The sequence below is a fragment of the Bradyrhizobium sp. 2TAF24 genome, assembly GCF_052115025.1.
Classification (GTDB): domain Bacteria; phylum Pseudomonadota; class Alphaproteobacteria; order Rhizobiales; family Xanthobacteraceae; genus Bradyrhizobium_A.
On the sequence record NZ_JBFRFW010000008.1, the window covers coordinates 259,976 to 283,067 of the forward strand.

The 23,092-nt window shown below is 67.0% G+C and carries 22 protein-coding genes; 12 read left to right on the forward strand and 10 right to left on the reverse strand.

Going from position 1 to position 23,092, the window contains the following annotated elements:
• Window positions 1-14: 14 nt before the first annotated feature.
• Entirely contained in the window at window positions 15-1,208 is a 1,194-nt protein-coding gene (locus tag AB4Z37_RS15120; protein WP_441517548.1) for an efflux RND transporter periplasmic adaptor subunit, read from the reverse strand.
• Window position 1,209: 1 nt separating this feature from the next.
• Entirely contained in the window at window positions 1,210-1,914 is a 705-nt protein-coding gene (locus AB4Z37_RS15125; protein ID WP_441517549.1) for a TetR/AcrR family transcriptional regulator, read from the reverse strand.
• 178 nt (window positions 1,915-2,092) lie between these two features.
• On the opposite strand from AB4Z37_RS15125, the gene AB4Z37_RS15130 reads away from it, so the two are divergent.
• The 3 genes from AB4Z37_RS15130 to AB4Z37_RS15140 all read left to right on the forward strand — a co-directional run bounded on the left by AB4Z37_RS15130 (window position 2,093) and on the right by AB4Z37_RS15140 (window position 4,833).
• On the forward strand, window positions 2,093-2,611 hold the full coding sequence (locus AB4Z37_RS15130; RefSeq protein WP_441517550.1) for a CvpA family protein: 519 nt from the start codon (window positions 2,093-2,095) through the stop codon (window positions 2,609-2,611).
• Between the two features lie 115 nt (window positions 2,612-2,726).
• On the forward strand, window positions 2,727-3,914 hold the full coding sequence (locus AB4Z37_RS15135) for a pyridoxal-phosphate-dependent aminotransferase family protein (RefSeq protein ID WP_441517551.1): 1,188 nt from the start codon (window positions 2,727-2,729) through the stop codon (window positions 3,912-3,914).
• Window positions 3,915-4,041: 127 nt separating this feature from the next.
• Complete coding sequence (locus tag AB4Z37_RS15140) at window positions 4,042-4,833, forward strand: enoyl-CoA hydratase-related protein (RefSeq protein ID WP_441517552.1); 792 nt, start codon at window positions 4,042-4,044, stop codon at window positions 4,831-4,833.
• A 228-nt stretch (window positions 4,834-5,061) separates the two neighbouring features.
• Here the strand turns inward: AB4Z37_RS15140 and AB4Z37_RS15145 are convergent, their stop codons facing one another.
• Window positions 5,062-5,853, reverse strand: a complete 792-nt coding sequence (locus tag AB4Z37_RS15145) for an enoyl-CoA hydratase/isomerase (RefSeq protein ID WP_441517553.1) — start codon at window positions 5,851-5,853, stop codon at window positions 5,062-5,064.
• A gap of 135 nt (window positions 5,854-5,988) precedes the next feature.
• Window positions 5,989-6,447 (reverse strand): Lrp/AsnC family transcriptional regulator, encoded by a 459-nt coding sequence (locus AB4Z37_RS15150; protein WP_441517554.1) that lies wholly within the window; start codon window positions 6,445-6,447, stop codon window positions 5,989-5,991.
• A gap of 150 nt (window positions 6,448-6,597) precedes the next feature.
• Between AB4Z37_RS15150 and AB4Z37_RS15155 the strand changes: the two genes are divergently transcribed.
• The 3 genes from AB4Z37_RS15155 to hisC all read left to right on the forward strand — a co-directional run bounded on the left by AB4Z37_RS15155 (window position 6,598) and on the right by hisC (window position 10,644).
• The gene (locus AB4Z37_RS15155; RefSeq protein ID WP_441517555.1) at window positions 6,598-7,296 is read left to right on the forward strand and encodes an SDR family NAD(P)-dependent oxidoreductase; all 699 of its coding nucleotides are present in this window, start codon (window positions 6,598-6,600) and stop codon (window positions 7,294-7,296) included.
• A 68-nt stretch (window positions 7,297-7,364) separates the two neighbouring features.
• On the forward strand, window positions 7,365-9,467 hold the full coding sequence (locus AB4Z37_RS15160) for a molybdopterin-containing oxidoreductase family protein (protein ID WP_441517556.1): 2,103 nt from the start codon (window positions 7,365-7,367) through the stop codon (window positions 9,465-9,467).
• Between the two features lie 100 nt (window positions 9,468-9,567).
• Window positions 9,568-10,644, forward strand: a complete 1,077-nt coding sequence (gene hisC, locus AB4Z37_RS15165; RefSeq protein WP_441517557.1) for a histidinol-phosphate transaminase — start codon at window positions 9,568-9,570, stop codon at window positions 10,642-10,644.
• A gap of 175 nt (window positions 10,645-10,819) precedes the next feature.
• Here the strand turns inward: hisC and AB4Z37_RS15170 are convergent, their stop codons facing one another.
• Window positions 10,820-12,040, reverse strand: coding sequence for an ABC transporter substrate-binding protein (locus AB4Z37_RS15170; RefSeq protein WP_441517558.1), 1,221 nt, complete (start codon window positions 12,038-12,040; stop codon window positions 10,820-10,822).
• A gap of 46 nt (window positions 12,041-12,086) precedes the next feature.
• Window positions 12,087-13,373 (reverse strand): hydroxymethylglutaryl-CoA reductase, degradative, encoded by a 1,287-nt coding sequence (locus AB4Z37_RS15175; RefSeq protein WP_441517559.1) that lies wholly within the window; start codon window positions 13,371-13,373, stop codon window positions 12,087-12,089.
• A 284-nt stretch (window positions 13,374-13,657) separates the two neighbouring features.
• On the opposite strand from AB4Z37_RS15175, the gene AB4Z37_RS15180 reads away from it, so the two are divergent.
• Window positions 13,658-15,061, forward strand: coding sequence for an aminotransferase-like domain-containing protein (locus AB4Z37_RS15180; RefSeq protein ID WP_441517560.1), 1,404 nt, complete (start codon window positions 13,658-13,660; stop codon window positions 15,059-15,061).
• A 4-nt stretch (window positions 15,062-15,065) separates the two neighbouring features.
• Here the strand turns inward: AB4Z37_RS15180 and hutX are convergent, their stop codons facing one another.
• The 3 genes from hutX to AB4Z37_RS15195 all read right to left on the reverse strand — a co-directional run bounded on the left by hutX (window position 15,066) and on the right by AB4Z37_RS15195 (window position 18,428).
• Complete coding sequence (gene hutX / locus AB4Z37_RS15185; RefSeq protein WP_441517561.1) at window positions 15,066-15,587, reverse strand: heme utilization cystosolic carrier protein HutX; 522 nt, start codon at window positions 15,585-15,587, stop codon at window positions 15,066-15,068.
• A 4-nt stretch (window positions 15,588-15,591) separates the two neighbouring features.
• Window positions 15,592-15,927: an antibiotic biosynthesis monooxygenase family protein gene (locus AB4Z37_RS15190; RefSeq protein ID WP_441517562.1), complete on the reverse strand. Its 336-nt coding sequence runs from the start codon at window positions 15,925-15,927 to the stop codon at window positions 15,592-15,594.
• A gap of 140 nt (window positions 15,928-16,067) precedes the next feature.
• A complete protein-coding gene (locus tag AB4Z37_RS15195; protein WP_441517563.1) occupies window positions 16,068-18,428 on the reverse strand; it encodes a TonB-dependent hemoglobin/transferrin/lactoferrin family receptor in 2,361 nt (786 codons plus the stop codon).
• Window positions 18,429-18,668: 240 nt separating this feature from the next.
• Between AB4Z37_RS15195 and hemP the strand changes: the two genes are divergently transcribed.
• From hemP to AB4Z37_RS15215, 4 genes are read left to right on the forward strand one after another with little or no spacing between them, the layout of a single operon-like run.
• Window positions 18,669-18,857, forward strand: coding sequence for a hemin uptake protein HemP (hemP, locus tag AB4Z37_RS15200; RefSeq protein ID WP_441517564.1), 189 nt, complete (start codon window positions 18,669-18,671; stop codon window positions 18,855-18,857).
• An 11-nt stretch (window positions 18,858-18,868) separates the two neighbouring features.
• On the forward strand, window positions 18,869-19,816 hold the full coding sequence (locus AB4Z37_RS15205; RefSeq protein WP_441517565.1) for a heme/hemin ABC transporter substrate-binding protein: 948 nt from the start codon (window positions 18,869-18,871) through the stop codon (window positions 19,814-19,816).
• The gene (locus tag AB4Z37_RS15210) at window positions 19,816-20,916 is read left to right on the forward strand and encodes a FecCD family ABC transporter permease (RefSeq protein WP_441517588.1); all 1,101 of its coding nucleotides are present in this window, start codon (window positions 19,816-19,818) and stop codon (window positions 20,914-20,916) included. The genes AB4Z37_RS15205 and AB4Z37_RS15210 overlap by 1 nt, the downstream gene beginning before the upstream one ends.
• Entirely contained in the window at window positions 20,913-21,731 is an 819-nt protein-coding gene (locus AB4Z37_RS15215) for a heme ABC transporter ATP-binding protein (RefSeq protein WP_441517566.1), read from the forward strand. Before AB4Z37_RS15210 ends, AB4Z37_RS15215 begins: the two co-directional genes overlap by 4 nt.
• Before the next feature lie 14 nt (window positions 21,732-21,745).
• Here the strand turns inward: AB4Z37_RS15215 and cynS are convergent, their stop codons facing one another.
• On the reverse strand, window positions 21,746-22,228 hold the full coding sequence (gene cynS / locus AB4Z37_RS15220; RefSeq protein WP_441517567.1) for a cyanase: 483 nt from the start codon (window positions 22,226-22,228) through the stop codon (window positions 21,746-21,748).
• 191 nt (window positions 22,229-22,419) lie between these two features.
• Between cynS and AB4Z37_RS15225 the strand changes: the two genes are divergently transcribed.
• Window positions 22,420-22,890 (forward strand): nucleoside deaminase, encoded by a 471-nt coding sequence (locus AB4Z37_RS15225; RefSeq protein WP_441517568.1) that lies wholly within the window; start codon window positions 22,420-22,422, stop codon window positions 22,888-22,890.
• The last annotated feature ends 202 nt before the right edge of the window (window positions 22,891-23,092 follow it).

The window sequence follows — 23,092 nt, forward strand, 5'->3', positions numbered from 1 at the left end:
GTCCGGGCCTTCGATCAGTAGCGCGGCGTCGGGTTCGGGGTCGACGGCAGCGGATCCTTGGAGATCACGACCGGCACGCCGGATTGCAGCTTGAGCTGGCCGACCGCGACGACACGGTCGCCGGCCTTCAGACCGGAAAGAATGACGGTACGGCCGTCGACCCGCGTGCCGCTGCGCACGAAGGTGCGCTCGGCGACGAGATGGGCCTCGCCCTTGTCATTCTTGGTCTCCTTCACGACGAACACCGAGTCGCCGTACAGTGTGTAGTCGACAGCGGTTTCCGGCACGGTGACGACAGCCGGATCAGGCGGCAGCAGCACCGTGGTCGACGCGAACATGCCCGGCTTCAGGCTGTGATCGGTGTTGTCGATCGTCGCCTGGATCTTGACGTTGCGGGAGTCGGGGCTGATCTGCGGGTCGATGGTGGTGATCTTGCCCTCGAACACGCGGTTCGGATAGGCGTCGACCTTGACCCGAACCGTCTGGCCGACGGCGAGAATCGCGCGATCCTTTTCCGCCGCGGTGAAGTTCAGGTAGACCTTCGACAAATCGGTGAGCGAAACGATCTGGTTGCCGGCGCTCAGGAACTGGCCGACCTCGACGCGACGCACGCCGAGGTCGCCGCTGAACGGCGCCTTGACCAGCTTCTGCGAGATGATCGCCTCGGTCTTGGCGATCGCGGCGTTCGCCTGGTCGAAAGACGCCTGGTTCTGGTCGACGGTCGCCTGCGGGCCGAACTGGCGGGCAGCGAGCGACTTGGAGCGATCGAGCGCGAGTGCGGCGGCGGTCGCCTGCGCCTTGTAGCTCGCAAGGTCCGCCTGCTCGGGTTCATCGAACAACTGCACCAGCGGATCGCCGGCCTTCACCGGGGCGCCCGCCTCGAACATGATCTTGGTGATGCGGCCGGCGACATCGGTGGTGACGTCGACCTGGTGCACGGCGGCGAGATCGCCGATGCCGAACAGCAGGTGCGGGATCACCTCGGACTTCGCCTCGACCACCGAGACATTCGCCGGCGGCGGCTTCATGTTGGCGAAGAACTGCGCGATCATATGGTTGCGGAAGGTGTTGAAGCCCCACAAGGCTCCCACCAGCAGCACCAGCAGCACGCCGACGATCGCGAACCAGCGCTTCATCCGCACCGGACGCACGCGCGGCTTCTCTTCGATCGACTTGGTCGAAATGTTCGCCTCGGTGGAGATCGTCATGTCATGCACTCTCTGAAACCAATTGGGTCGTGGCTTGGTCGACCGGCAAAGCGCGGTCGAGATAAGTCTGGATTGCGCGCTCTTTAAGGCCCAATCCGCGAAGGGTGAACTCACTCACCTGCCGCTGCAGGCTGTCGGTATCACCGTAGGTCAGTGAAGGGACGGCCGGCATCCGGGTCAGCGCCACCATGTGGATCATCTGGTGGGCGAACCAGAACAGGTTCATCGGCGGGGTGCCGACGGACATCGCGTCCCCGGACTGCACCGCACGGTCGAGCGACACGGTGAAGATCGGGGCGATGATGTCGGAGATCTTCTGATACAGCAGCCGCGCGAATTCGCCATCCTCCAGATGGCTGGAAATCAACAGCTTCATCCGCTGCACGTCTTCCTCGTCGGGGCGTTCGACCGCCGCCAGGAAATGCCGCACCATTTCCCGCACCAGAAAGACCAGCGTCTCGGTCGACGGCTCGAGCGCCTGCAGCCGCTGCAGATCGGGATCAGCCTCGCAGGCTTCGTCGAGAATTTCAGCGTAGAGCGCCGACTTGCTGGAGAAGTGCTTGAACAACAACGCCTCGGAGATGCCTGCCGCCGCCGCCACGCTCTTGGTGGTCGTGCCGGCGAAGCCATGGCGCGCGAAGCACGCCTTGGCGGCAGCCAGAATCGTTTCCCTGCGGGCTTCGCTCGACAATCGGATCGGGGACATTTGTTGAGTAAGCACTCACTTATCACAAAAGTCAAGGACGTTTCGCAATTGCGAAGGGGAAATGCATGAAAAACGGTCACTGCTCAACCCGACGCAGCGACCGAGGAGTCTGACAACTTGTAAGGATTGGTTCACGGATACCGGGTTCAGTACCCCGCCACACATCCCGGGATTGGTGATGCCAGCCTCGCTCAACCTGTTCGACCTCATGGTCGCCGCAGCCGCGCTGGTGGCGGCCTTCACCGGCTTCAGGGCCGGGCTGATCCGCAGCCTGGCCATGATCCTCGGCTATGCCTCCGCCATGCCGCTGGTACTGCTGGTGATGGGGCATGCCGGCCCGGCTTTCGACACGACCGGCTTGACCCGGAATGCCTTCGTATTTTTCGGCCTGTTCGTCGCCGCCGGCTTCCTGATCGGATCCCTGCTCCAGGTCGCGGTCAATGATCTGCTGGGGCCACGCATCAGCGTCCTCGACCGGATCGCCGGCTCGGCGCTTGGCGTCGCGCGGGTCGGCCTCGTGGCGATCGCGCTGGTCGTGGTGTTCGACCGCATCGTCCCGAGTGACCGCCAGCCGGCGATGCTGCGCGACTCGCGGCTGCACCCGATGCTGTCCGGCGCCGGACAGTTGGGCCTCGGCGCGCTGTCGCCCGAAGTCGCCGCCGCGATCGACCAGCTCAAGCGTGAACAGAAGATCTGAGGCTGGCACGCCAGCCTCCGCACCGGCGCATTTGCCGGGCAGCCCTGCCCGATCGCGCTTTGCCGAACCGCCGGGGTATGCGAGGTAAGGGACCGCCTCGCAGGAGATTGTCATTATGGTTGTGCGCGCTGGCCGCGAATTCCTTGCCATCCCCGGTCCGACGACGATGCCGGACGAGGTGCTGCGCGCCATGCATCGCCCCGCCGTCGACATCTATGCCGGCGAGCTGATCGCCCTGACCGACAGCCTGCACGCCGACCTCAGCAAGCTGTTCCGGACCCGCGGGCGGACCTACGTCTACATCGCCAACGGCCATGGCGCGTGGGAAGCGGCGCTCACCAACGTGCTGTCACGCGGCGACAAGATCCTGGTGCTGGAGAGCGGCCGGTTTGCGCTCGGCTGGGGCGACGCCGCCGAAAAGCTCGGCGTCGAGATCGAGATCCTGCCCGGTGCCTGGGACCGTGCCGTGCGCCCTCACGAGGTCGAGGCGCGGCTGCGCCAGGACAAGGAAGGCCGTATCAAGGCCGTGCTGACCGTGCAGGTCGATACCGCCTCCGGCGTGGTCAACGACATCGCCGCCATCGGACGCGCCATCAAGGCCGCCGGCCATGACGCCCTCTTCATGGTCGACGCGGTGGCCTCGCTTGGCTGCATGCCGTTCGAGATGGACGGCTGGCATGTCGATGTCGCCATGTCGGCGTCGCAGAAGGGTCTGATGACCCCGCCGGGTCTCGGCTTCGTCGCCGTTGGCGAGCGCGCCCGAGCGGTTCACCATGCCGCGAACTTGCGCAGCCCGTACTGGGACTGGACGGCGCGCGAAGGCCACGAACATTACCAGAAGTATGCCGGCACGCCGCCGGTGCACCTGCTCTACGCGCTACGCCAGGCGCTCGACATGTTGTTCGCCGAAGGCGCCGAGCACACCTTCCTGCGCCATCGGCTGCTGGCGGAGGCGGTACGCCGCGCCGTCGGTGTCTGGGCCGAAGGCGGCGTGCTCTCCTTCAACATCCTCGAGCCGTCGGAACGCGCCGATACGGTCACCACCATCCGCGTCACCGGCGACGGCACCGCCGAAGCGCTGAAGGACTATTGCCGCGACAAGTGCGGCGTGGTGCTCGGCAACGGCATCGGCGCGCTGTCCGGCCGGGCCGTCCGCATCGCGCATATGGGCCACATCAACGCGCCGATGATCCTCGGCACCCTCGGCGTTGTTGAAGTCGGCCTCAATGCGCTGCGCATTCCGCACGGCCGCGGCGGCGTGCTGGCCGCGACCACCTGGCTCGGCGACAACGTCCCGGCCTGACCTCCCAGCGACGACCTCCGATCGGCAACGCAGCCACCCGGTTTTGCGCCACGCGCGGCGTTGCGTCCGCGCGCCGCGCTGCCACAATGGCCGGCGACAAGAACAGCCGATCATCCGGAGGAATCCCGTGTCGCAGCAAATCAGCCATCAGTACGTGACCGTTGTGCGCAAGGGCCGCGTCACCGTCGTGACCTTGAACCGTCCCGAGGTGATGAATGCCCTGCACACCGATGCGCACAACGAACTGCATGACGTCTTCAATGCCTTCGCCGCCGATCCGGAGCAGTGGGTCGCGATCATCACCGGCGCCGGCGATCGCGCCTTCTCCGCCGGCAACGATCTGAAATGGCAGGCCGCCGGCGGCAAACGCGGCTGGAACACCAGCGGCTTCGCCGGCCTCACCGCGCGCTTCGACTGCGACAAGCCGATCATTGCCGCGGTCAACGGCGTCGCCATGGGCGGCGGCTTCGAGACCGCGCTCGCCTGCGACCTGATCATTGCGGCTGAAAACGCCACCTTCGCCCTGCCCGAGCCGCGCGTCGGCCTCGCCGCGCTCGCCGGCGGCCTGCACCGCCTGCCGCGCCAGATCGGCCTCAAGCACGCTATGGGCATGATCCTCACCGGCCGCCATGTCAGCGCGCGCGAAGGCTTCGAGCTCGGCTTCGTCAACGAGGTGGTGCCGAAGGGTGAGGCGCTGCAGGCCGCCGAGCGCTGGGCAGCGCTGATCTGCCAGAACAGCCCGATGTCGATCCGCGCCTCCAAGCAGACCATCACCCGCGGCATGAAGGTGTCGCTGGAGCAGGCGATCGCCGAGCAGCGCGAGTACCCGGCGGTGCAGGCGATGGTCGCCTCGCAGGATTACATCGAAGGCCCGAAGGCCTTCGCCGAAAAACGCCCGCCGCGCTGGCAGGGGAAGTAAGACGACGCGCTTGCACGTTTTCTGCGTCATCACCGGGCCGGTGCGAAGCACCGAGACCCGGTGATCCAGCTTCAGGGTCTTTCGTGATGTTGCGAGTCAGCTGGATTGCCGGATCAAGTCCGGCAATGACGCATTGGGTATGGCCAACGCCTCAATTAAACCGCAGGTCCGCAGGCTTCGCGCCGCTCCTCACCATGAGGAAAAAGAAGCGGCGCGGGATCCGCAAGACTACCGCCCGGTGAACTTCGCCGGCCGCTTCTCCAGGAACGCAGTGACGCCCTCCCGGAAATCCTCGGCCGCGCCGGCCTTCTGCTGGCTCTGGCGCTCCAGGTCGATCTGCTGCTCGAACGAATTCTCCGGGCTCTCCCAGTACAGCTTGCGGATCAGCGACAGCGCGACGGTCGGACCGGCAGCCAGCTCACGCGCGAGCTTGAGCGCCTCGTCCATCAGCGCCGCGTCGTCGTGCACGCGGTTGATCAGCCCCCAGGCGAGCGCGGTCTCCGCCGGCAGGCGCTCGCCGAGCAGCGACAGCTCGATGGCGCGCGCCTTGCCGATCAGGCGTGGCAGCAGCCAGGTCGAACCGCAATCCGGCACGAGGCCGATGCGGCGGAACGCCTGCAGGAAATACGACGAGCGGGCCGCCAGAATGATGTCCCCCATCAGCGCAAAACTCATGCCGGCACCGGCGGCCGGACCGTTGACCGCGGTCACCAGCGGACAGTGCAGCTCGCGCAGACGGCGCAGGAACGGATGGAAGGCGGTCTCCAGCGTCACGCCGGCATTGCTGCGCGAGCCCGGCTGCAGGTTGCGCCCCTGCAGGTTGGCGCCGGTGCAGAATGCACGGCCGGCGCCGGTCAGGACGACGCAGCGCACCTCGTTGCGCTTCTCGCCGATGACGTCGAGGGCTTCACCCAGGCCCTGCAGCATATCCACCGACACCGCATTCATCACCTCCTGATGATCGAGGCGAATGATGGCGACCGTTCCGTCGATTTCCAGCGTCACGTGTTTGAATTGCATCGCATCCTCTTTGGCAGCGCGACGTCCGCGCAGGGTTTCCTCGCACCGATATTCGAACCTCGTCACACGCTTGTCCATGGCCGCGACGGATCATTGCAGCCATGACGATGGAACGTGCCGTAGCGTGGAAATTGCTCAGATCGGCAGCATGGTGGAGTATTTGAGCTGGCGCAGCGCGAAGTCCGATTGCGCCGACGCCACGCGCGGATGCGCGAGCAGCTTGTGCATCAGGAAGTCCTCATAGGCCGCGACGTCCTCGGCTCGAATCAGCAGCACATAGTCGTGCGGGCCGGTGACCGAGAAGCACTCCAGCACATTGGGCTGGTCGGCAATGAAGCGCTCGAACGCCTCGCGAGATTCCGTCGAATGATCGCGCAGGTTGGCGTGCACGAACACGCAGACCCCGAGCCCGAGGCGGCCCGGATCGAGCAGCGTGACACGCGAGGTGATGAGGCCCGAGGCCTCGAACTCCTGGATGCGGCGCCAGACGGTTGACTGCGACATCGCCAGACGCTCGGCCAGATCCTTCAGCGATAACGTGGCGTCACGCTGAATTTCGCGCAGCAGGCGGCGGTCCGGCTCGGACAAAGTCATTGAATGATTTTAGTCCAAAATCCATTCTTCGTGAATAAATGATTTCATCTTCGCGCAATACGCGAAATACTTGCAGACAGCCACCAATCCCGCTCCTAGTCTTGCGGGACGCGGGCCCTGAGGCCGACCCTCGGGTGACAGGAGACGGCGATGAGCGGAACGGTTGCGATGATCACGGGTGCGGCGGGCAATCTCGGCCGCGCGGTGGCGCATGTCTTCGCGGAGAGCGGCGCACGGCTGATCCTGGTCGACGCCAGCCTGTCCCACCTGCGGACCGCGTTTCCCGACGCTCCGGCCGGCTGGCAGCTCGCCGAGGTCGACCTGACCCGTCGTGATGCGGCGCAGCAACGCCTTGGCGAGGCGATCGCCGCCGCGGGCCGGCTCGACGCGCTGTGCGCCATCGCCGGGGGATTTCGCATGGGCGAAGCCGTGCACGAGACCTCGCCCGAAACCTGGAAGCTGATGATGGACGTCAATGTCCAGACGCTGCTGAACACGGCGCATGCGGCGGTGCCAGCGATGCTGGCACAAGGGCGCGGGCGCATCGTCACGGTGGGCGCGGCCTCGGCGCGGCAGGGCCTTGCGGCAATGGGAGCCTACACCGCAGCCAAGAGCGCCGTGATGCGGCTGACGGAAGCGATGGCGGCCGAGCTCGGCCCCAGGGGCATCAATGTCAATGGCGTGCTGCCGAGCGTGATCGACACACCGCAGAACCGCGCGGCCATGCCGGATGCGGACCCCGCCGCCTGGGTCAAGCCGGCCGACCTCGCCGCCGTCATCCGCTTCCTTGCCTCAGACGCGGCGGTCGCCATCAACGGCGCCCTGATCCCCGTAAACGGCCGCGGCTGAAGCCGCCGCTCCCGGTTCCTGCCCCGCGCCAGCGCGACAGCGCTCACCGACCGTGCTATCCAGCCATCATGAACGCGCCCGCCAAGATCGCCATCCGCCACTCCACCTGCCCTCATGACTGCCCTTCGGCCTGCGGGCTCGACGTCGAGGTGATCGACGGCTCGACCATCGGGCGTGTCCGCGGATCGAAACGCCAGACCTACACATCCGGCGTGGTCTGCGCCAAGGTCGCGCGCTATGCCGAGCGCATCCATCATCCCGAGCGGCTGATGCACCCGCTGCGCCGCACCGGCCCAAAGGGCTCCGGCCAGTTCGCGCGCATCTCCTGGGACGAGGCGCTGGACGAGATCGCGCAGCGCTTCGACGCCGCCGAGCGCGAGTTCGGCGCGGAGGCGGTGTGGCCCTATTACTATGCCGGCACCATGGGCCTCGTGATGCGCGACGGCATCAACCGCCTCGCCCACGTGAAGAAGTATTCGCGCTTCTACTCGACGATCTGTTCGACCATCGCCTGGGCCGGCTACGCCGCCGGCACCGGCCGCGTTTCCGGCGTCGATCCCCGCGAGATGGTGAAGTCGGATCTGATCGTGATCTGGGGTACCAACCCGGTGTCGACCCAGGTCAACGTCATGACCCACGCCTCCCGCGCCCGCAAGGAACGCGGCGCGCGGATCGCCGTCATCGACGTCTACGACAACGAAACGATGAAGCAGGCGGACATCAAGATCATCCTGCGGCCCGGCACCGACGGCGCCTTCGCCTGCGGCGTGATGAATGTGCTATTCCGCGACAACCTCGCCGACCGCGCCTATCTCGCCGACTACACCGACTGCCCGGGCGAACTCGAAGCCCATCTCGCCGGTCGGACGCCGGAATGGGCGTCGGCGATCTGCGGCGTGCCGGTCGCCGAGATCGAGGCGTTTGCGCGGCTCATTGGCGCGACCCCGCGCACCTTCTTCCGCCTCGGCTACGGCTTCACCCGCAGCCTCAACGGCGCGGCGCAGATGCATGCGGCGCTGTGCGTGCCGGCGGTGACCGGTGCGTGGCAGCACGAGGGCGGCGGCGCCTTCTTCAACAACGGCGCGATCTGGGGCTTCAACACCACACTGATCGAAGGCAAGGACGCCGCCCACGGCCTCACCACCCGCCAGCTCGACCAGTCGAAGATCGGCCGCGTGCTGACCGGCGACGCCGAAGCGCTGGCCCACGGCCCGCCGGTCAAGGCGATGCTAATCCAGAGCACCAACCCAGTGACGGTCGCACCGGAGCAGACCTTGGTGCGGCAGGGCTTTGCGCGCGAGGATCTGTTCGTCGCCGTGCACGAGCAGTTCATGACCGAGACGGCGCAGATGGCCGACATCGTGCTGCCGGCAACCATGTTCATGGAGCACGACGACATTTACTACGGCAGCGGCCATCAGTACATTTCGCTGGGAATGAAGCTGATCGATCCGCCCGGCGAATGCCGCTCCAACCATGAGGTGATCCAGGGCATCGCACGCCGCGTCGGCGCCGAGCATCGCGCCTTCGACATGACATCGCACGCGATCATCGACGAGACGCTGAAGACCAGCGGCCATGGTGAACTCGCCGCGCTCGAAACCGAGACCTGGCGCGACGTCCAGCCGGACTTCCGCGCCGCGCACTTCCTCGACGGCTTCGGCCATGCCGACGGCAAATTCCATTTCAAGGCCGACTGGGCCAAGGTGCAGGTGCCGCGCAACCGGCCGATGGGGCCGCTTGGCGACATGCCGTCCCTGCCCGACCACTGGGCGATCATCGAGAACGCCGACGAGGCCTATCCCTTCCGCCTCGCCACCAGCCCGGCGCGCAGCTATCTCAACACCAGCTTCACCGAGACGCCGTCGTCGCAGGCGCGCGAGGGCGAGCCGACTGTGCTGATCCACCCGCTCGATGCGGACCGTCTCGCCATCGCCGACGGCGACATGGTGACGCTCGGCAGCCCGCGCGGCGAGACGACGCTGAAGGCGAAACTGTTCGACGGCCTGCGCCCGGGCGTGCTGGTGGCGGAATCGATCCATCCCAACCGCACCCATGCAGGCGGCCGCGGCATCAACACGCTGACCAGCGCCGATGCCGTCGCGCCATTCGGCGGCGCCGCCTTCCATGACAACAAGGTGTGGCTGAAGAAATTGGCGCCGGCGTCCTGACGAGGTTGCCTCTCGCCGCGTCTCCGCCGCGCGCTGCGGCCGTTCGATCCGCCGCGCCGTTTCAATGAGACTTAAGACTTCAACGAGACTTGGACCCACGATGAGCCGTTTCTGGAGCAGCCTGACCCACGACCTCAAGCCCTATGTCCCGGGCGAGCAGCCCCGCATCGCGGGACTGGTCAAGCTCAACACCAATGAAAATCCCCTGGGACCGTCGCCCCGCGCGCTGGAGGCGATCCGCGGCGAGGCCGCGGAGACGCTGCGCCTCTATCCCGACCCGCAGGCGCTCGCGCTGCGCGCCGCTCTGGCGGACTACCACCAGGTACGCCCCGAACAGGTGTTCGTCGGTAACGGCTCCGACGAGGTGCTGGCCCACACCTTCGCGGCGCTGCTGAAGCACGACGCACCGCTGCTGTTCCCGGACATCACCTACAGCTTCTACACGGTCTATTGCCGCCTGTTCAGCATCGCCTACGATGCCGTGCCGCTCGATCAGACCATGCGGATCCGCCTCGCCGACTATCGCCGGCCGGCGGGCGCCATCATCATCCCCAATCCCAACGCGCCAACGGGGATCGCGCTGTCGCGGGCCGAAATCGCGACACTCCTGGAAGATCACCCCGACGCGCCTGTGGTGATCGACGAGGCCTATGTCGATTTCGGCGCCGAGACCGCAATCCCGCTGGTCGATGCGCATCGCAACCTGCTGGTCGTCCAGACCATGTCCAAGTCGCGGGCGCTGGCCGGCTTGCGCATCGGTTACGCGATCGGCAACGCCGACCTGATCGAGGCGCTGACGCGGGTGAAGGACAGCTTCAACTCCTATCCGCTCGGCCGCCCCGCCCAGGCCGGCGCCATCGCCTCGCTCGCAGACGACGCCTATTTCCGGCAGAGCCTTGCGCAGGTGATCGCAAGCCGCGAGCGGCTCAACCATGGCCTCGGCCGCCTCGGATTCGAGGTGCTGCCGTCGGCGGCGAACTTCGTGTTCGCGCGCCATCCCGGCCATCAGGGCGCGGCGCTCGCCGCAGCGCTACGCGAACGCGCTGTCATCGTCCGCCACTTTGCGGCGCCGCGCATCTCCGACCATCTGCGCATCACGGTCGGCACGGACGAGCAGATCGACCGCCTGCTGGCGGCGCTGGCGGAAATCCTCGGCGGCCCGCCTGCAACGGTCTGACGGGTCGCCCCTCAGGCGGAAGTCCCCTCACAAGCGACATCACGTCCCCTCATGGTGAGGAGCGCGGCGGAGCCGCGCGTCTCGAACCATGAGGCCAGGTCGCAGCCACGCACGGGCCTCATCCTTCGAGACGCAGGCTTCGCCTGCTCCTCGGGATGAGGGATTGCGCGCATACCTACTTCTTCGCCACCAGCGGGCAGCCGCCTTCGGCGAGCGGCCGGAAGGCTTCCGCGGCAGGAATGGTCTGCACCAGCTTGTAGTAGTCCCAAGCGCCTTTCGACTCCGCGGGCGTCTTCACCTGGAACAGGTACATATTGTGGATGTGCCGGCCGTCGGCACGCACCTCGCCGTCACCGAACAGCGGATCCTTCGACGGCAGTTCCTTCATCTTCGCCACGACGGCCTGACCATCACCGCTGTTCGCCGCCGCAGCCGCACGCAGATAGTGCAGCGTGCCGGCATAGACGCCGGCCTGGTTGGCGGTCGGGCGCTTGCCGTTCATCTGCGCGGCGAAGCGATCGGCGAACTTGCGGGTGCCGTCGTTCATGTCCCAGTAGAAGCCCTCGGTGAGATAGAGCCCCTTGGCGCTGTTGAGCCCGATGGCATGGACGTCGGTGAGCTGCATCAGCAGCGCGGCGAGATCCTGGCCGCCTGCAGTGAGGCCGAACTCGCCCGCCTGCTTCACCGAGTTGATGGTATCGCCGACCGCGTTGGCCAGCGCCACGACCTTGGCCTTGCTGGCCTGCGCCTGCAGCAGGAACGAGGAGAAGTCGGACGTGCCGGTCGGATGCCGCACGGTGCCCAGCACCTTGCCGCCCTCCGCCTTCACCACCGCTGCTGCGTCGCTCTCGAGCGCGTGGCCGAAGGCATAGTCGGCGGTGACGAAGAACCAGCTGTCCTTCTTGGCGCGCAGCAGCGCCAGCGCCGTGCCATGGGCCAGCGCCCAGGTATCATAGGTCCAGTGCACGGTGTTCGCCGAGCACTTCTCGCCGGTCAGCACCGCGGTGCCGGGGCCGGAGGCAATGAAGGCGGCCTTGCTGCCACGCACCGCCTCCTGCACCGCGAGCGCGACCGAAGAGAACGGCACGTCGAGGATGGCGTCGACCTTGTCAACGTCGAGCCAGCGCCGCGCCAGCGCAGCGCCGATATCGGGCTTGTTCTGATGGTCGGCCTGGATCACCTCGACGCTGAGACCGGGCTTCTCGGCCTTGAAGTCCTCAACCGCGAGCTTCGCCGCCACCACCGAACCGGGTCCGGTGGAGTCAGCGGCAAACCCGCTGAGGTCGGTCAGTACACCGAGCTTGATGGTGTTGTTGGCGATCTCCGCATGCGCCGCGGACGCGGCAAGCAGCATGACGGCGGCGCCCGCCAGCGCGCGCTTGAGATGACGGGACATGTCTCCTCCTTCGTTTGTGTTGTTGGATGTCGTCATCGCGACGCGCTCAGGCGCGTCGCAGTTCGTTCAGGACCTGTTCGGCGACGTCGACACGCACCGTGCCCTTCGCTACCAGCGCCTTCGCCACCGCGTCGACCTCGTCGCCGACCGCACCGGCCATCATCGCGATGTTCTGTGCATGCAGGTCCATGTGGCCCTTCTGGATGCCCACCGTCGCCAGTGCCTTCAGCGCCGAGAAGTTCTGCGCGAGGCCGACCGCGGCGATGATGCGCGCCAGCCGCTCGGCGGTGCGCACGCCAAGGATCCTCAGACAGGCCTGCGCGGTCGGATGCAGCCTGGTCGCGCCGCCGATCAGGCCGACCGCCATCGGCAACTCGATCGAGGCGCTGAGGTCGCCCTCGCGCGTCACCTCGTAATGGGTCAGGCTGCTGTAGTGGCCGCAGCGCGCCGCATAGGCGTGGGCGCCGGCCTCGACCGCACGGGTGTCGTTGCCGGTCGCAAGCACCACGGCGCTGATGCCGTTCATGATGCCCTTGTTGTGGGTCGCCGCGCGATAGGGATCGGCGGCGGCAAAATGATACGCTGCCAGCATGCCGTCGCGGACCTCGGCGCCGCCGATGTCGGCGAGCTTCCACACCGCGTGGGCCCGCGCGAGGCGCCGGTCGGCGAGGTTGGACAGGATACGCAGGTACACCCGCCCGCCGCTCCACGCCGCGATCTGCGGCGCCACCTTCTCGGCCATGGTGTTGACCGCATTGGCGCCCATGGCGTCGCGGGTGTCGACGATGAGATGGGTGATCAGCATCGGGCCGCCGCGCGTCTCCAGCAGGCGTACCTCGAGGTCACGGAAACCACCGCCGAGCTTGACCAGCACCGGGTCGCAGGCGTCGCAGATCGCCCTGATGTCGTCGCGCCGCTCCAGCAGGCGCAGCCGCGCCGCGTGGGGATCAGGCACGTCGACCGCCTGCACCTGGGCGATCATCAGCGTGCCTGACAGCGATGTGGTGAAGCCGCTGTCGTAATTCTGCCGGGCGGCGTTGCACACCGCGGCAACCACGGAGGATTCCTCCGTCGCCATCGGCACCAGCACATCCTCGCCGTCCACCTTCATGTTGGTGGCGATGCCGATCGGCACATTCATGGTCGCGATGGCATTCTCGATCAGCTTGTCGGCGAGCGGCACCGGCAGGTTGCCCATATCGGCGAGATGGCTCCTGGCCGCCTCGTCGAGGTCGGCGAACGCGGCGACAAGATCGAGCCGCTCCAGCGGCGATTTGCGGTGGAAACCGCCAATCCGCGAACTGCGGTTGCGGCCGGAAAGAGTGGAGTTCATCGCGCGATCCCTGGTGGCGGCAGCCGCGCCCACGGGAACGCAGGGGAACGACACCCGCGCCGGCCATGCCGCCGATCGCGTGCCTGTCGCGCCCGCCTCGGCGAGCGGCGCCCTCCCCATCGTCCCGCCTTGCGCGGCGAACGTTTGTGATGCCAGCAACTTGAAGCGCCGATGGGTACGGTTCAAGGAACGCTTTGCACATTTATCCGAAGCCCCGTACCATCTCGACGATGGGTACAGTTGCCTCCACAGGCCGGCCGGGACAGGCCAAATCGCGTGTCGACATGGTGATCGACACGTTCGCCGAGCGCATCGAGCGCGGCCAGATGCGCGGCGGCGAGCGGCTGCCGTCGATTCGCAGCGCCGCGCAGGCGTTCGGCGTCTCCAAGAACACCATGGTGGACGCCTATGAGCGCCTCGTCGCCACCGGGCTGATCGAGAGCCGCCCCGGCTCGGGCTTCTATGTCAGCCAGCGCCGCGCCAAGGCCGCCGTCGTGCCGACGCCGGTAGCGGTCGACGCTGTCGACAGCGTCTGGCTGCTGCGCGAGCAACTCGAGAAGCGCTACGCCGTGCGCGTCGGCGACGGCCGGCCGCCGCCGGCGTGGACCGAAGGCTCCGAGGTCGGGCGCTATCTGCGCCCGGTCAATAAGCCAGGCCAGCGCACCATTCCGGAGAGCTATGGCAGCCCCTACGGCCTGCTGCCGCTGCGCGCCCGCCTCGCCGGCCTGCTCGCCGAACGCGCCATCACCGCGACGCCGGCGCAATTGCTGATGACCCATGGCGCCAACGACGCGCTCGACATGATCGTGCGCCACTTCGTCGAGCCCGGCGACGCCGTGCTGGTGGACAGCCCCGGCTACTATCCGCTGTTCGGCAAGCTGCGGCTGGCGAAAGCCCGTCTGGTCGGCGTGCGCCGCCAGGCCGATGGGCCCGATCCCGACGACCTCGCCGCCCAGGCCGCCGCCAGCGGCGCAAGACTGTTCTTCACCCAGTCGCTGGCGCACAACCCGACCGGCTGCTCGATCAGCCTGCCGGTGGCCTATCGCGTGATGCGCGTCGCCACCGACCACAACCTGATCATCGTCGACAGCGACCCGTTCGCCGATGTCATGCCGGCGAGCCAGCCGCGGCTCGCCGCGCTCGACGGGCTCGACCGCGTGATCGTGGTCGGCACCTTCGCCAAGACGCTGTCCGCCAGCCTGCGCTCGGGCTACATCGCCGCCCGCGCCGACATCGCCGCCGCCCTCGCCGATCTCAAGATGATCACGCGGACCAACTCGTCCGGCTATGTCGAGCAGATCGTCCACGACCTGATCGTCAGCGGCCGCTATCGCGGTCACGTCAAGCGCCTCGCCGGACGCATCCGCGAGGCCACCCATCGCGCCCACGAAACGCTGGCGCGGCTCGGCCTCTCCTGCCTCGGCGAGCCGTCGGGCGGCTTCTACATGTGGTGTGAACTGCCCGCGCACATCGACGACGAGGAACTGTCGCGACGGGCCGCGGAGCGCGGCATCCTGCTCGCACCGGGGTCGGCGTTCCATCCCGGCGGCAACGAGACGCGTCCGGCGATGCGGCTGAACATCGCCTACCTGCAGGATCCGCGGTTCGAGGAATTCATGCAGGCGCAACTGCGGGCGCCGGTCGAAACGGGAAAGACCCCCGCACGCAAACCGCGCCCGCAGCCTTGAACGTTCAGGCGGCCGACGACAGCGACGCCACGAGCGCGCGGAAGCGCGCGAGTTGATCCGCCTTGAGCTGGCGCGCCTCGTCGCGGCCGACGAACACCTTGAACATGATGCCGCCATCGACGTTGAGGAACGCAACGAACGCCGAGGTCTTGTTCATGAACGGCCGTTCGACGAACGCAACCCCGCCACAGCGGGTGTGGCGCAAATGGCCGTGCAGGCCCTTCGGCTGCATCAGGTTGAAATAGCCGCGGCCGACCTCGCCGCTTGGCAGCGGCCCGGTGAACTCGAAGATGCCGTCGTCGGTGTGCACGATCAGCGTCACCTCGCCCCACCCGGCGATGTCCTGCATCACCTCTGCGAACGCCTCGCCGGCGCCGAAGCGCGCCATGCCTTCCGGCAGCGCCTCCAGCACCGCACGGGCGGTGACGCCGCGCTCGCGCGCGACGTCCTCGATCACCGCGCCGGCATTGGCGGCCATGTAGGTCTTGAGATCGTCGGCCGTGATTATCGCCTGTGCGTCAGCCATCCGGTCACGCCGCCGCGCTGGACTTGCGTTCAGTCTGGATGATCTCGAAACCCTCGAACCTGGGGTGGCCGAGATAGAGGCTTTCGCCGGTCGGGTTGCCGGCACGGGCATGCGCGGCGCGAAATTCTTCCGAGCGCGTCCACGCCTCGAACGCCGCCTTGCTCGCCCACAGCGTGTGGGTGGAATAGAGGCGATGGTCCTCGGCGTCCGGCCCGCGCAGCAGGTTGAACTCGATGAAACCGTCCATCCGGTTGAGATAGGTTTCGCGCTTTGCCCAGATCGTCTCGAACGCCTCCTCGGCGCCCTTGCGGACCTCAAAGCGATTCATGGCGATGTACATGTCAGACTTCTCCCTTGGTAACGCGTGTCAGTTTCGGAGCAACAGTTGTCCGCTCCCTCGCGGGATCGGACGACGGCGAAAGCAGCAAGGCGGACCGCGCGAAGCGCGGCCCGCCAGGATGCCCCCGGTGGGCGCGGAGGTCAGGCGCCACCGAAATGGATCTTCAGGCCGCCCTTGTAGGTGATGCCGGGCCCCGGGCTCGAGAACAGCACGTCGTTCTGCGTCGTGCCGTCCGTCGAGGAACCGGGAATGGCATAGGGCCGGTAGTAGCGGTTGGCGACGTTGTCGACCGAGAAGTTCAGCGTGATATCCTTGGTCGGCTGGTACGCCAGATAGAGATTGACGAGATCACCCGAGGTCGCCGGAAGGTAACCAGCCGGCACGTCGGTGTTCGCGGCAAACGACACCCACTGCGCCGAGACGGTGAGCCGCCGGTCGAGGAAGCGCAGGCCCGCGGTGCTCACCACCTTCTTGGGCATGATCAGCGAGGCGAGGCCGACATTGGTGACCGTGTTCTTGCCTTCCATCACGTTGCCGGCGACGCTCGCGAACCAGCTGCCGGCGTCGTAGGCAACCTCGCCCTCGAAGCCCTGGATGCGCGCGTTGGCGATGTTCTGGTACTGGTAGAATTTGCTGTAGTTGCCGAACCGCGGCCCGAGGATCGAGGGCTGCGGCGTCGAGGCGACGAGGTCGATATAATCCTCAACATCGTTGCGGAACACGTTGAACTTGGCGCGGAAGGCATCGGTCGCCGAGAAGATGCCGTCATACTTGAGATTGACGCCGACCTCCTTGTTCTTGCCGACCTCGGGACGCAGGTACGGGTTCTGCTGGAAGCAGAACAGGCCGCCGCTGCCGTCCGGACAGTTGAACAGCACCGGACCGCCGCCGGTGGCATGCGAGCCCGCGATCAGGGTCTCCGTGATCGACGGCGCGCGATAGCCTTCGGCGTAGCTGACATAGGGCGTGAAGCCTGCGAACGGCGTGAGGCCGACCGTGATCTTCGGCGACACACGATCGCCGCTCGACGTCACGCCTCCGCCATTGAGCTCGTAGTGATCATAGCGCGCGGCGCTGACGATCTCGAGCCAGGTCGAGTAGTTGGTCTTGAGCTGCACGAAGCCGCCGGACACCGTGCGACGTCCGCCCGGCGTGGTGACGTTGGAGTTGCCGCTCTTGTCGAAGGTCGTCACGTTGTCCTGGAACGCATCGACGCCGTAGGTCAGCGCATTGCGCCAGTCGCCGAACGTGAACTTCGAGGTGTTGTTGACGTCGATGCCGACGGTATTGAGCAGGTAGCTGCGCTGGTCGCCGACGCAGCCGGAAATGTTGTTGCCGGGGTTGGTCAGCGAGCACACCCCGCCACCGGTGGAGATGCGGTTGTTGTAGGTCTTGACCTGATCGTTCTCGGTGCGATTGGCGTAGAGCGTGGCGTTCCAGTCGAACAGGTCGTCGTCCGGCTTGTAGTAACGCCAGTTGACCGTACCGGTATAGTTCTTGACGTTGGAGTCGTAGACCGACGTGCCGGCAATCGCGGCGATCGGCGCGGTGGTGGTGGTCGGGCCACGATTGAACTGGCCGATACTGTAGTTGAAGTCCTGGAACGTGCCGCCGATCTTGACCGTATGGCCGTCGGCCGGGCGTGCGGTCAGCTTCAGCATGCCGGCGGCGAGGTCGTTGCCGGTGTTGCYGATCTCGGTGCCGCTGCCGTCCTTGTAGTTGCCCTGGTTGCGGTAGACCGCGCCGCCGAACACGTCGAGCGTCGGATCGGCACGCACACCGCCGAACACCGAGCCGACGCCGCCGAAGCCGTTCGACTTCAATGATCCGCTGAGGTCGACACCCCAGCGCTCACCGGGACGCACCACATCGTCGATGTCCTTGGTGCGGAACGAGACCAGGCCACCGATCGCACCGGAGCCGTAGACATTGGCGATCGGACCGCGCACCACGTCGATACCGCCGATCAGCTCCGGATCGAGGAAGAACGAGCCATTGGCGTTGTGGCCGGTACGCTGGTAGTTCTGCCGCGCACCATCGACCAGCACCGCGACGCGGCCGAAGTCCTGCAGACCGCGCACATTGACCGCTGTCGACGGCTCGTCGCCGCGATCCTGCATCGTCACCCCAGGCACCGTGCGCAGCACGTCGCCGACGCGCGTCGGCTGCATGCCCTGGATCTGCTCGCCGCTGACCACGCTGACCGGCGCCAGCGCATCGATCGCCCGCTCCTCGGTCTTGCTCGCCGACACCGTGATCGTGTCGAGGGTCTGCGCGGCCTGCGCATGCGCATTCAGCGCCTGTGATGCCGGCGGCTGCACGACCGGGCGACGCACCGCCGCGCGACGCTTTGCAGGTTTTGCCTGATCCTGCGCGGCCGCTTGTGTCGCCCGCGCCGGCTGCGCATCCTGCGCGTGACCGAACGACGCACCGCCCAATCCCAGCGCCAGCACCGACGCGCCCCAAAGGAGCACATGCGTACCCCCGGCCCGATTTTGCATCTTGCCCCCAACCAAAAACAGAGTGTGACCTGGTCGTGGCTGGCGGGCGGCCGGAAGCGGCAGCTAGCTGGCTAGCGCGCCCTTGATCGTGGGCGCAAACCAATGATGAACGTTCCGTAAGGCGCGCATCCAACACGGTCAAGCAGCAGCGGCGGCAGTTTATATCAATTGTAAAATCCCGCGCTTGGAGGACGTCTTGCTGACCCCGTATATCGGAAGCCGATTGAGGATCGGCGAACGATGGATCGACACACGCAAGACACGACAGCAGCGGAGACCGCGGTGCAGAGCCGCCAGATCGCGCTGACCGGCAACCGCCTGGACGCGCGCGACCTGTTCGTCGCCACGCGCGAGATCATCATCGCCCATGGCGAGGAGACCTACCGCCTGCGGCTGACCTCGCAGAACAAGCTGATCTTGACCAAATGAAAATCCAACAGATGCACCATCGCCCGCTGCTGCGTCCTTTGGCCACGCTGCTGACCGCAGCGCTCGCCACCGTAGCGCTGTGCACGCCGTCTCCCGCTCACGCGGTCGATGCCGCACCATCGCAAGCTGCGCCCGCGCGCATCGTCTCCGTCGGCGGCGCGGTCACCGAAATTCTCTACGCGCTCGGCCTTGCCGACCGCATCGTCGGCCTCGATGTCACCAGCCTCTATCCACCCGAAGCGCTGCGCACCAAACCGAACGTCGGTTACATGCGGCAGCTCTCGCCGGAGGGCATTCTCGGCCTCAATCCGCAGCTCGTTGTCGCCATCGACGGCGCCGGACCGAAGGAAACGCTCGCCGTGCTCAAGGACGCGAAGGTGCCGGTGATGACCGTACCCGAGATATTTTCCGAGCAGGGCATCCTCGACAAGATCGGCTTCGTCGCCGACCGGATGGGGGTCACGTCGCGCGGCGCCTGCCTTACTGCTGCGGTCTCGGCCGACCTCGCCTCGATGCATGCGTTGCGCGACAAGGTCGGCGACAGGCGCCGCGTGATGTTCGTGATGTCGCTGGTCAGCGGCCGCGCCATGGTGGCCGGCCGCCATACCGCCGCGGACGCGATCATCGACCTCGCCGGCGGCATCAACGCGGTCGCCGACTATGACGGCTACAAGCCGATCAGCGAGGAAGCCATTGTCGCTGCGAACCCCGACGTCATCCTGACCATGCAGCGCGGCGCCGATGCGGTGACGCCCGAGGCGGTGTTTGCCAATCCCGCCTTCGCCATGACGCCGGCTGCGCGCGACAAGTCCTTTGTCGCGATGGATGGCCTCTATCTGCTCGGCTTCGGCCCGCGCACCGCGGCGGCCGCCCATGACCTCGCCGGCAGGCTTTATCCCGCCCTGTCCGGGCAGCAGCCATGGACGTCGCGCGTGCTCTCCGCCGACTGCCGCCACTGATGTCGGCGCTCAACACCAGCCCGGCACGCATCACGGCACGCGCCCACGCCGGGACCGTGCGCCCCCGCGCGCTGCCCGTGCTCATTGTTTTGGCTCTCGGCTTCGTGGCCTGTGCGGCTGCGGCCGCCAGCATCGGAGCCGCGGGCATTCCATTGTCCCGCCTGCCGGCCGCGCTCGGCCTTGCAGCATCGAACGCGGATCCTGCGCTGCAGGCGCGCGATGCGCTGGTGCTGTGGTCGATCCGCATCCCGCGCATCCTGATCACCGCCATGGTCGGCGCCATGCTGGCGGTTGCCGGCGCGATCATGCAGGGCCTGTTCCGCAACCCCCTGGCCGATCCGGCGCTGGTCGGCGTCTCCAGCGGCGGCGCCTTCGCGGCCGCCACCGCCATCGTGATCACCGACAGCGCCTGGATGGCCGGCCTGCACCTGCCGCAGTTCGAGCTGCTGCCGGTAGCCGCATTCCTCGGCTCGCTCGCCACCACATCGATCCTGTACCGGATCGCCAGCCGCAACGGCCGGACATCGGTGGCGATCTTCCTGCTGTCGGGCCTCGCCGTCGCCGCGCTCGCCAATGCCGGGATCGGCCTCCTGGTGTTCGTCGCCGACGACCGCCAGTTGCGCGACATCACCTTCTGGATGCTCGGCTCATTCTCCGGCGCGACCTGGTCGAAAGCCGCCATCATTGCCCCGGTGACGGCCACCGTGCTGCTCGCCACCACGCTGGTCGGCCGGCAGCTTGACGTGCTGGTGCTCGGCGAGGCGGAGGCCTTCCACAGCGGCATCCATGTGCAGCGCCTGAAGACCATCTGCATCGTGCTGGTCTCCGCCATGACCGGTGCCGCAGTCGCCGTCGCCGGCGTGATCGGCTTTGTCGGCATCGTCGTGCCGCACTTGCTGCGCCTTGCGGTCGGGCCCGGCCATCGCCTGCTGCTGCCGGCCTCGGCGCTGTTCGGCGCGGCCCTCGTGACCGGCGCCGACACCCTGGCGCGGACCCTTGCCGCCCCCGCCGAGGTGCCGATCGGCGTGCTCACGGCCGCGATCGGCGCACCGTTCTTTCTCGCTATCCTGCTGCGCCAGCGCGCCACGGTGCTGGCATGAGCCCGGTCTACGAGCTCGCCGCCGTCAGCGCCCGGATCCGCGGCGCGACGCTGCTCGACGGCGTGTCGCTGTCGGTCACGGCCGGCGAGACCGTGGCCATCGTCGGCCCGAACGGCGCCGGCAAGTCCACTCTGATGCGGCTACTGTCCGGCGACCTCGTGCCGACCAGCGGCACGGTACGGCTGAAGGGCCACGCCATCACCGACTATCGCGCGGCGGATCTTGCCGCCAACCGAGCAGTGCTGTCGCAGCACGTGCAGGTCAGCTTTCCATTCATGGTGGCGGAGGTCGTCGGGATGGGCGGCGGCCGGCAGCCACGCGCCGAAGTCGAGCCGCTGGTCGCCGCGGCGCTGGCGGAAGCAGAACTCGACGGCTTCGCCGCGCGGGAGTTGCCGACGTTGTCCGGCGGCGAACAGCAGCGCACGCATTTCGCCCGGGTGCTGGTGCAGCTCGCCTGTGGCGAAGCCGACCACGGCGCCGGTGCGCTGCTGCTCGACGAGCCGACCGCGAGCCTCGACATGCGCCACCAGATCAACCTGCTGGAATCGGCGAAGCGCCGCGCCCTGCAGGGCACGGCGGTGATCGCGGTGCTGCACGACCTCAACCTCGCGGCACGGTTCGCCGACCGCATTCTGGTGGTCAGGAAAGGCCGCCTGGTGGCGGATGGCGCGCCCGCAACCATCATCACCGACGACCTGTTGCAGCGCGTGTTCGAGGTCGAGGCGCGTGTCGGCACCACGCCGGGCGGCTTGCCCTTCGTGCTGCCGCAACAGATGGCGCGGACGGCGACCGCCATCGCCGCCGCCCGGCACTGACCCGCGGCTTCGGTTCAGGATTCCTTGAAGCCGTATTCCGGCACATTGCCGCTGGCGCCGTAATATTTGTACGGCAGGAACTTGCCGGACATGGTGATCTTGACGCGATCGCCCTTCGGATTCGGCAGCCGCTCCATCACCATGTCGAAGTCGATAGCTGACATGATGCCGTCGCCATACTCCTCCTCGATCAACGCCTTCCACGCCGGCCCGTTGATCATCACCAACTCATAGAAGCGGTAGATCAACGGATCGGTCGGCGGCATCGGCGAGCCGCGCATCGGCGTCTCGTTCAGCATAGCGATCTCGGATTTTGACAGGCCGAACAGCTCGCCGGCATTGGCTGCCTGTGGCTTGGTCAGTTTCATCTGGCCGAGGATCGCGCCGACAATCAGGACTTCGGAATAGCCGCCGATCTTCTCGCAGATGTGTTTCCAGCTCCAGCCATTGTCGCGCTTGATGTCGAGCAGCTTTTCAGTGAGGTCGGATCGCTTCATGGAAGTCTCCTCTGCATGGACGTCTCCTGTGGTCGTTGGGGGGATCTTCGTCGGATGGCTCCGGCCGCACCACCGCGACGACAGGGTTGCAATCTCCCGTCGTTTCGACAAACGTCGTGGCCGGAAGTATTGCAGCCTCCACCCCCGCCGCGCAACGACGCGGCCGATGCGAGATGGAAGGACGAGCCGTCATGCCGACCGACGAAGCATTCCTGCGCCGCACCTTCGATGTGGCGAGCCGCGCCAAGGCCCACGGCAACCATCCATTCGGCGCCATCCTCGTCGATGGGAAGGGACAAGTGCTGCTCGAACAGGAGAACGGCTACCTGCCCGCGCGCGATGGCACCGCCCATGCCGAGCGGGTGCTGGCGACACGGGCCTGCACCTCCTTCGCGCCGCAGGTGCTGGCGACGGCCACGCTGTATTCGTCGGCCGAGCCCTGCGCGATGTGCGCTGGCGCAATCTACTGGGCCGGCATCGGCCGCGTGGTGTACGGCCTCAGCGAGCACCACCTGCGCACGCTCACCGGCAATCATCCTGAGAACCCGACACTCGACCTGCCCTGCCGCGACGTGTTTCGCACCGGTCAGCGCCCGACCGAGGTGGTCGGACCGTTGCTCGAGGACGAAGCGGCCGCGCAGCATCTCGGCGCCTGGTCGTAACAACGCGACGGCGCCGCGGGAGGTTCGCGGCGCCGTCTCGGCTGTCGGTCTGTGCTCAGAACTTGACCGACACGCCGGAGTACAGCGACTTCTCGGTGCAGCTCTTGTTGTTGACGCCACCCGCAAAGAAGCAGACGCCGTTGGCCGGATTGCCGTCATCGAGGCCGAACTTGTTCTCCCAGTAGCGGTAGGCCACCCAGAC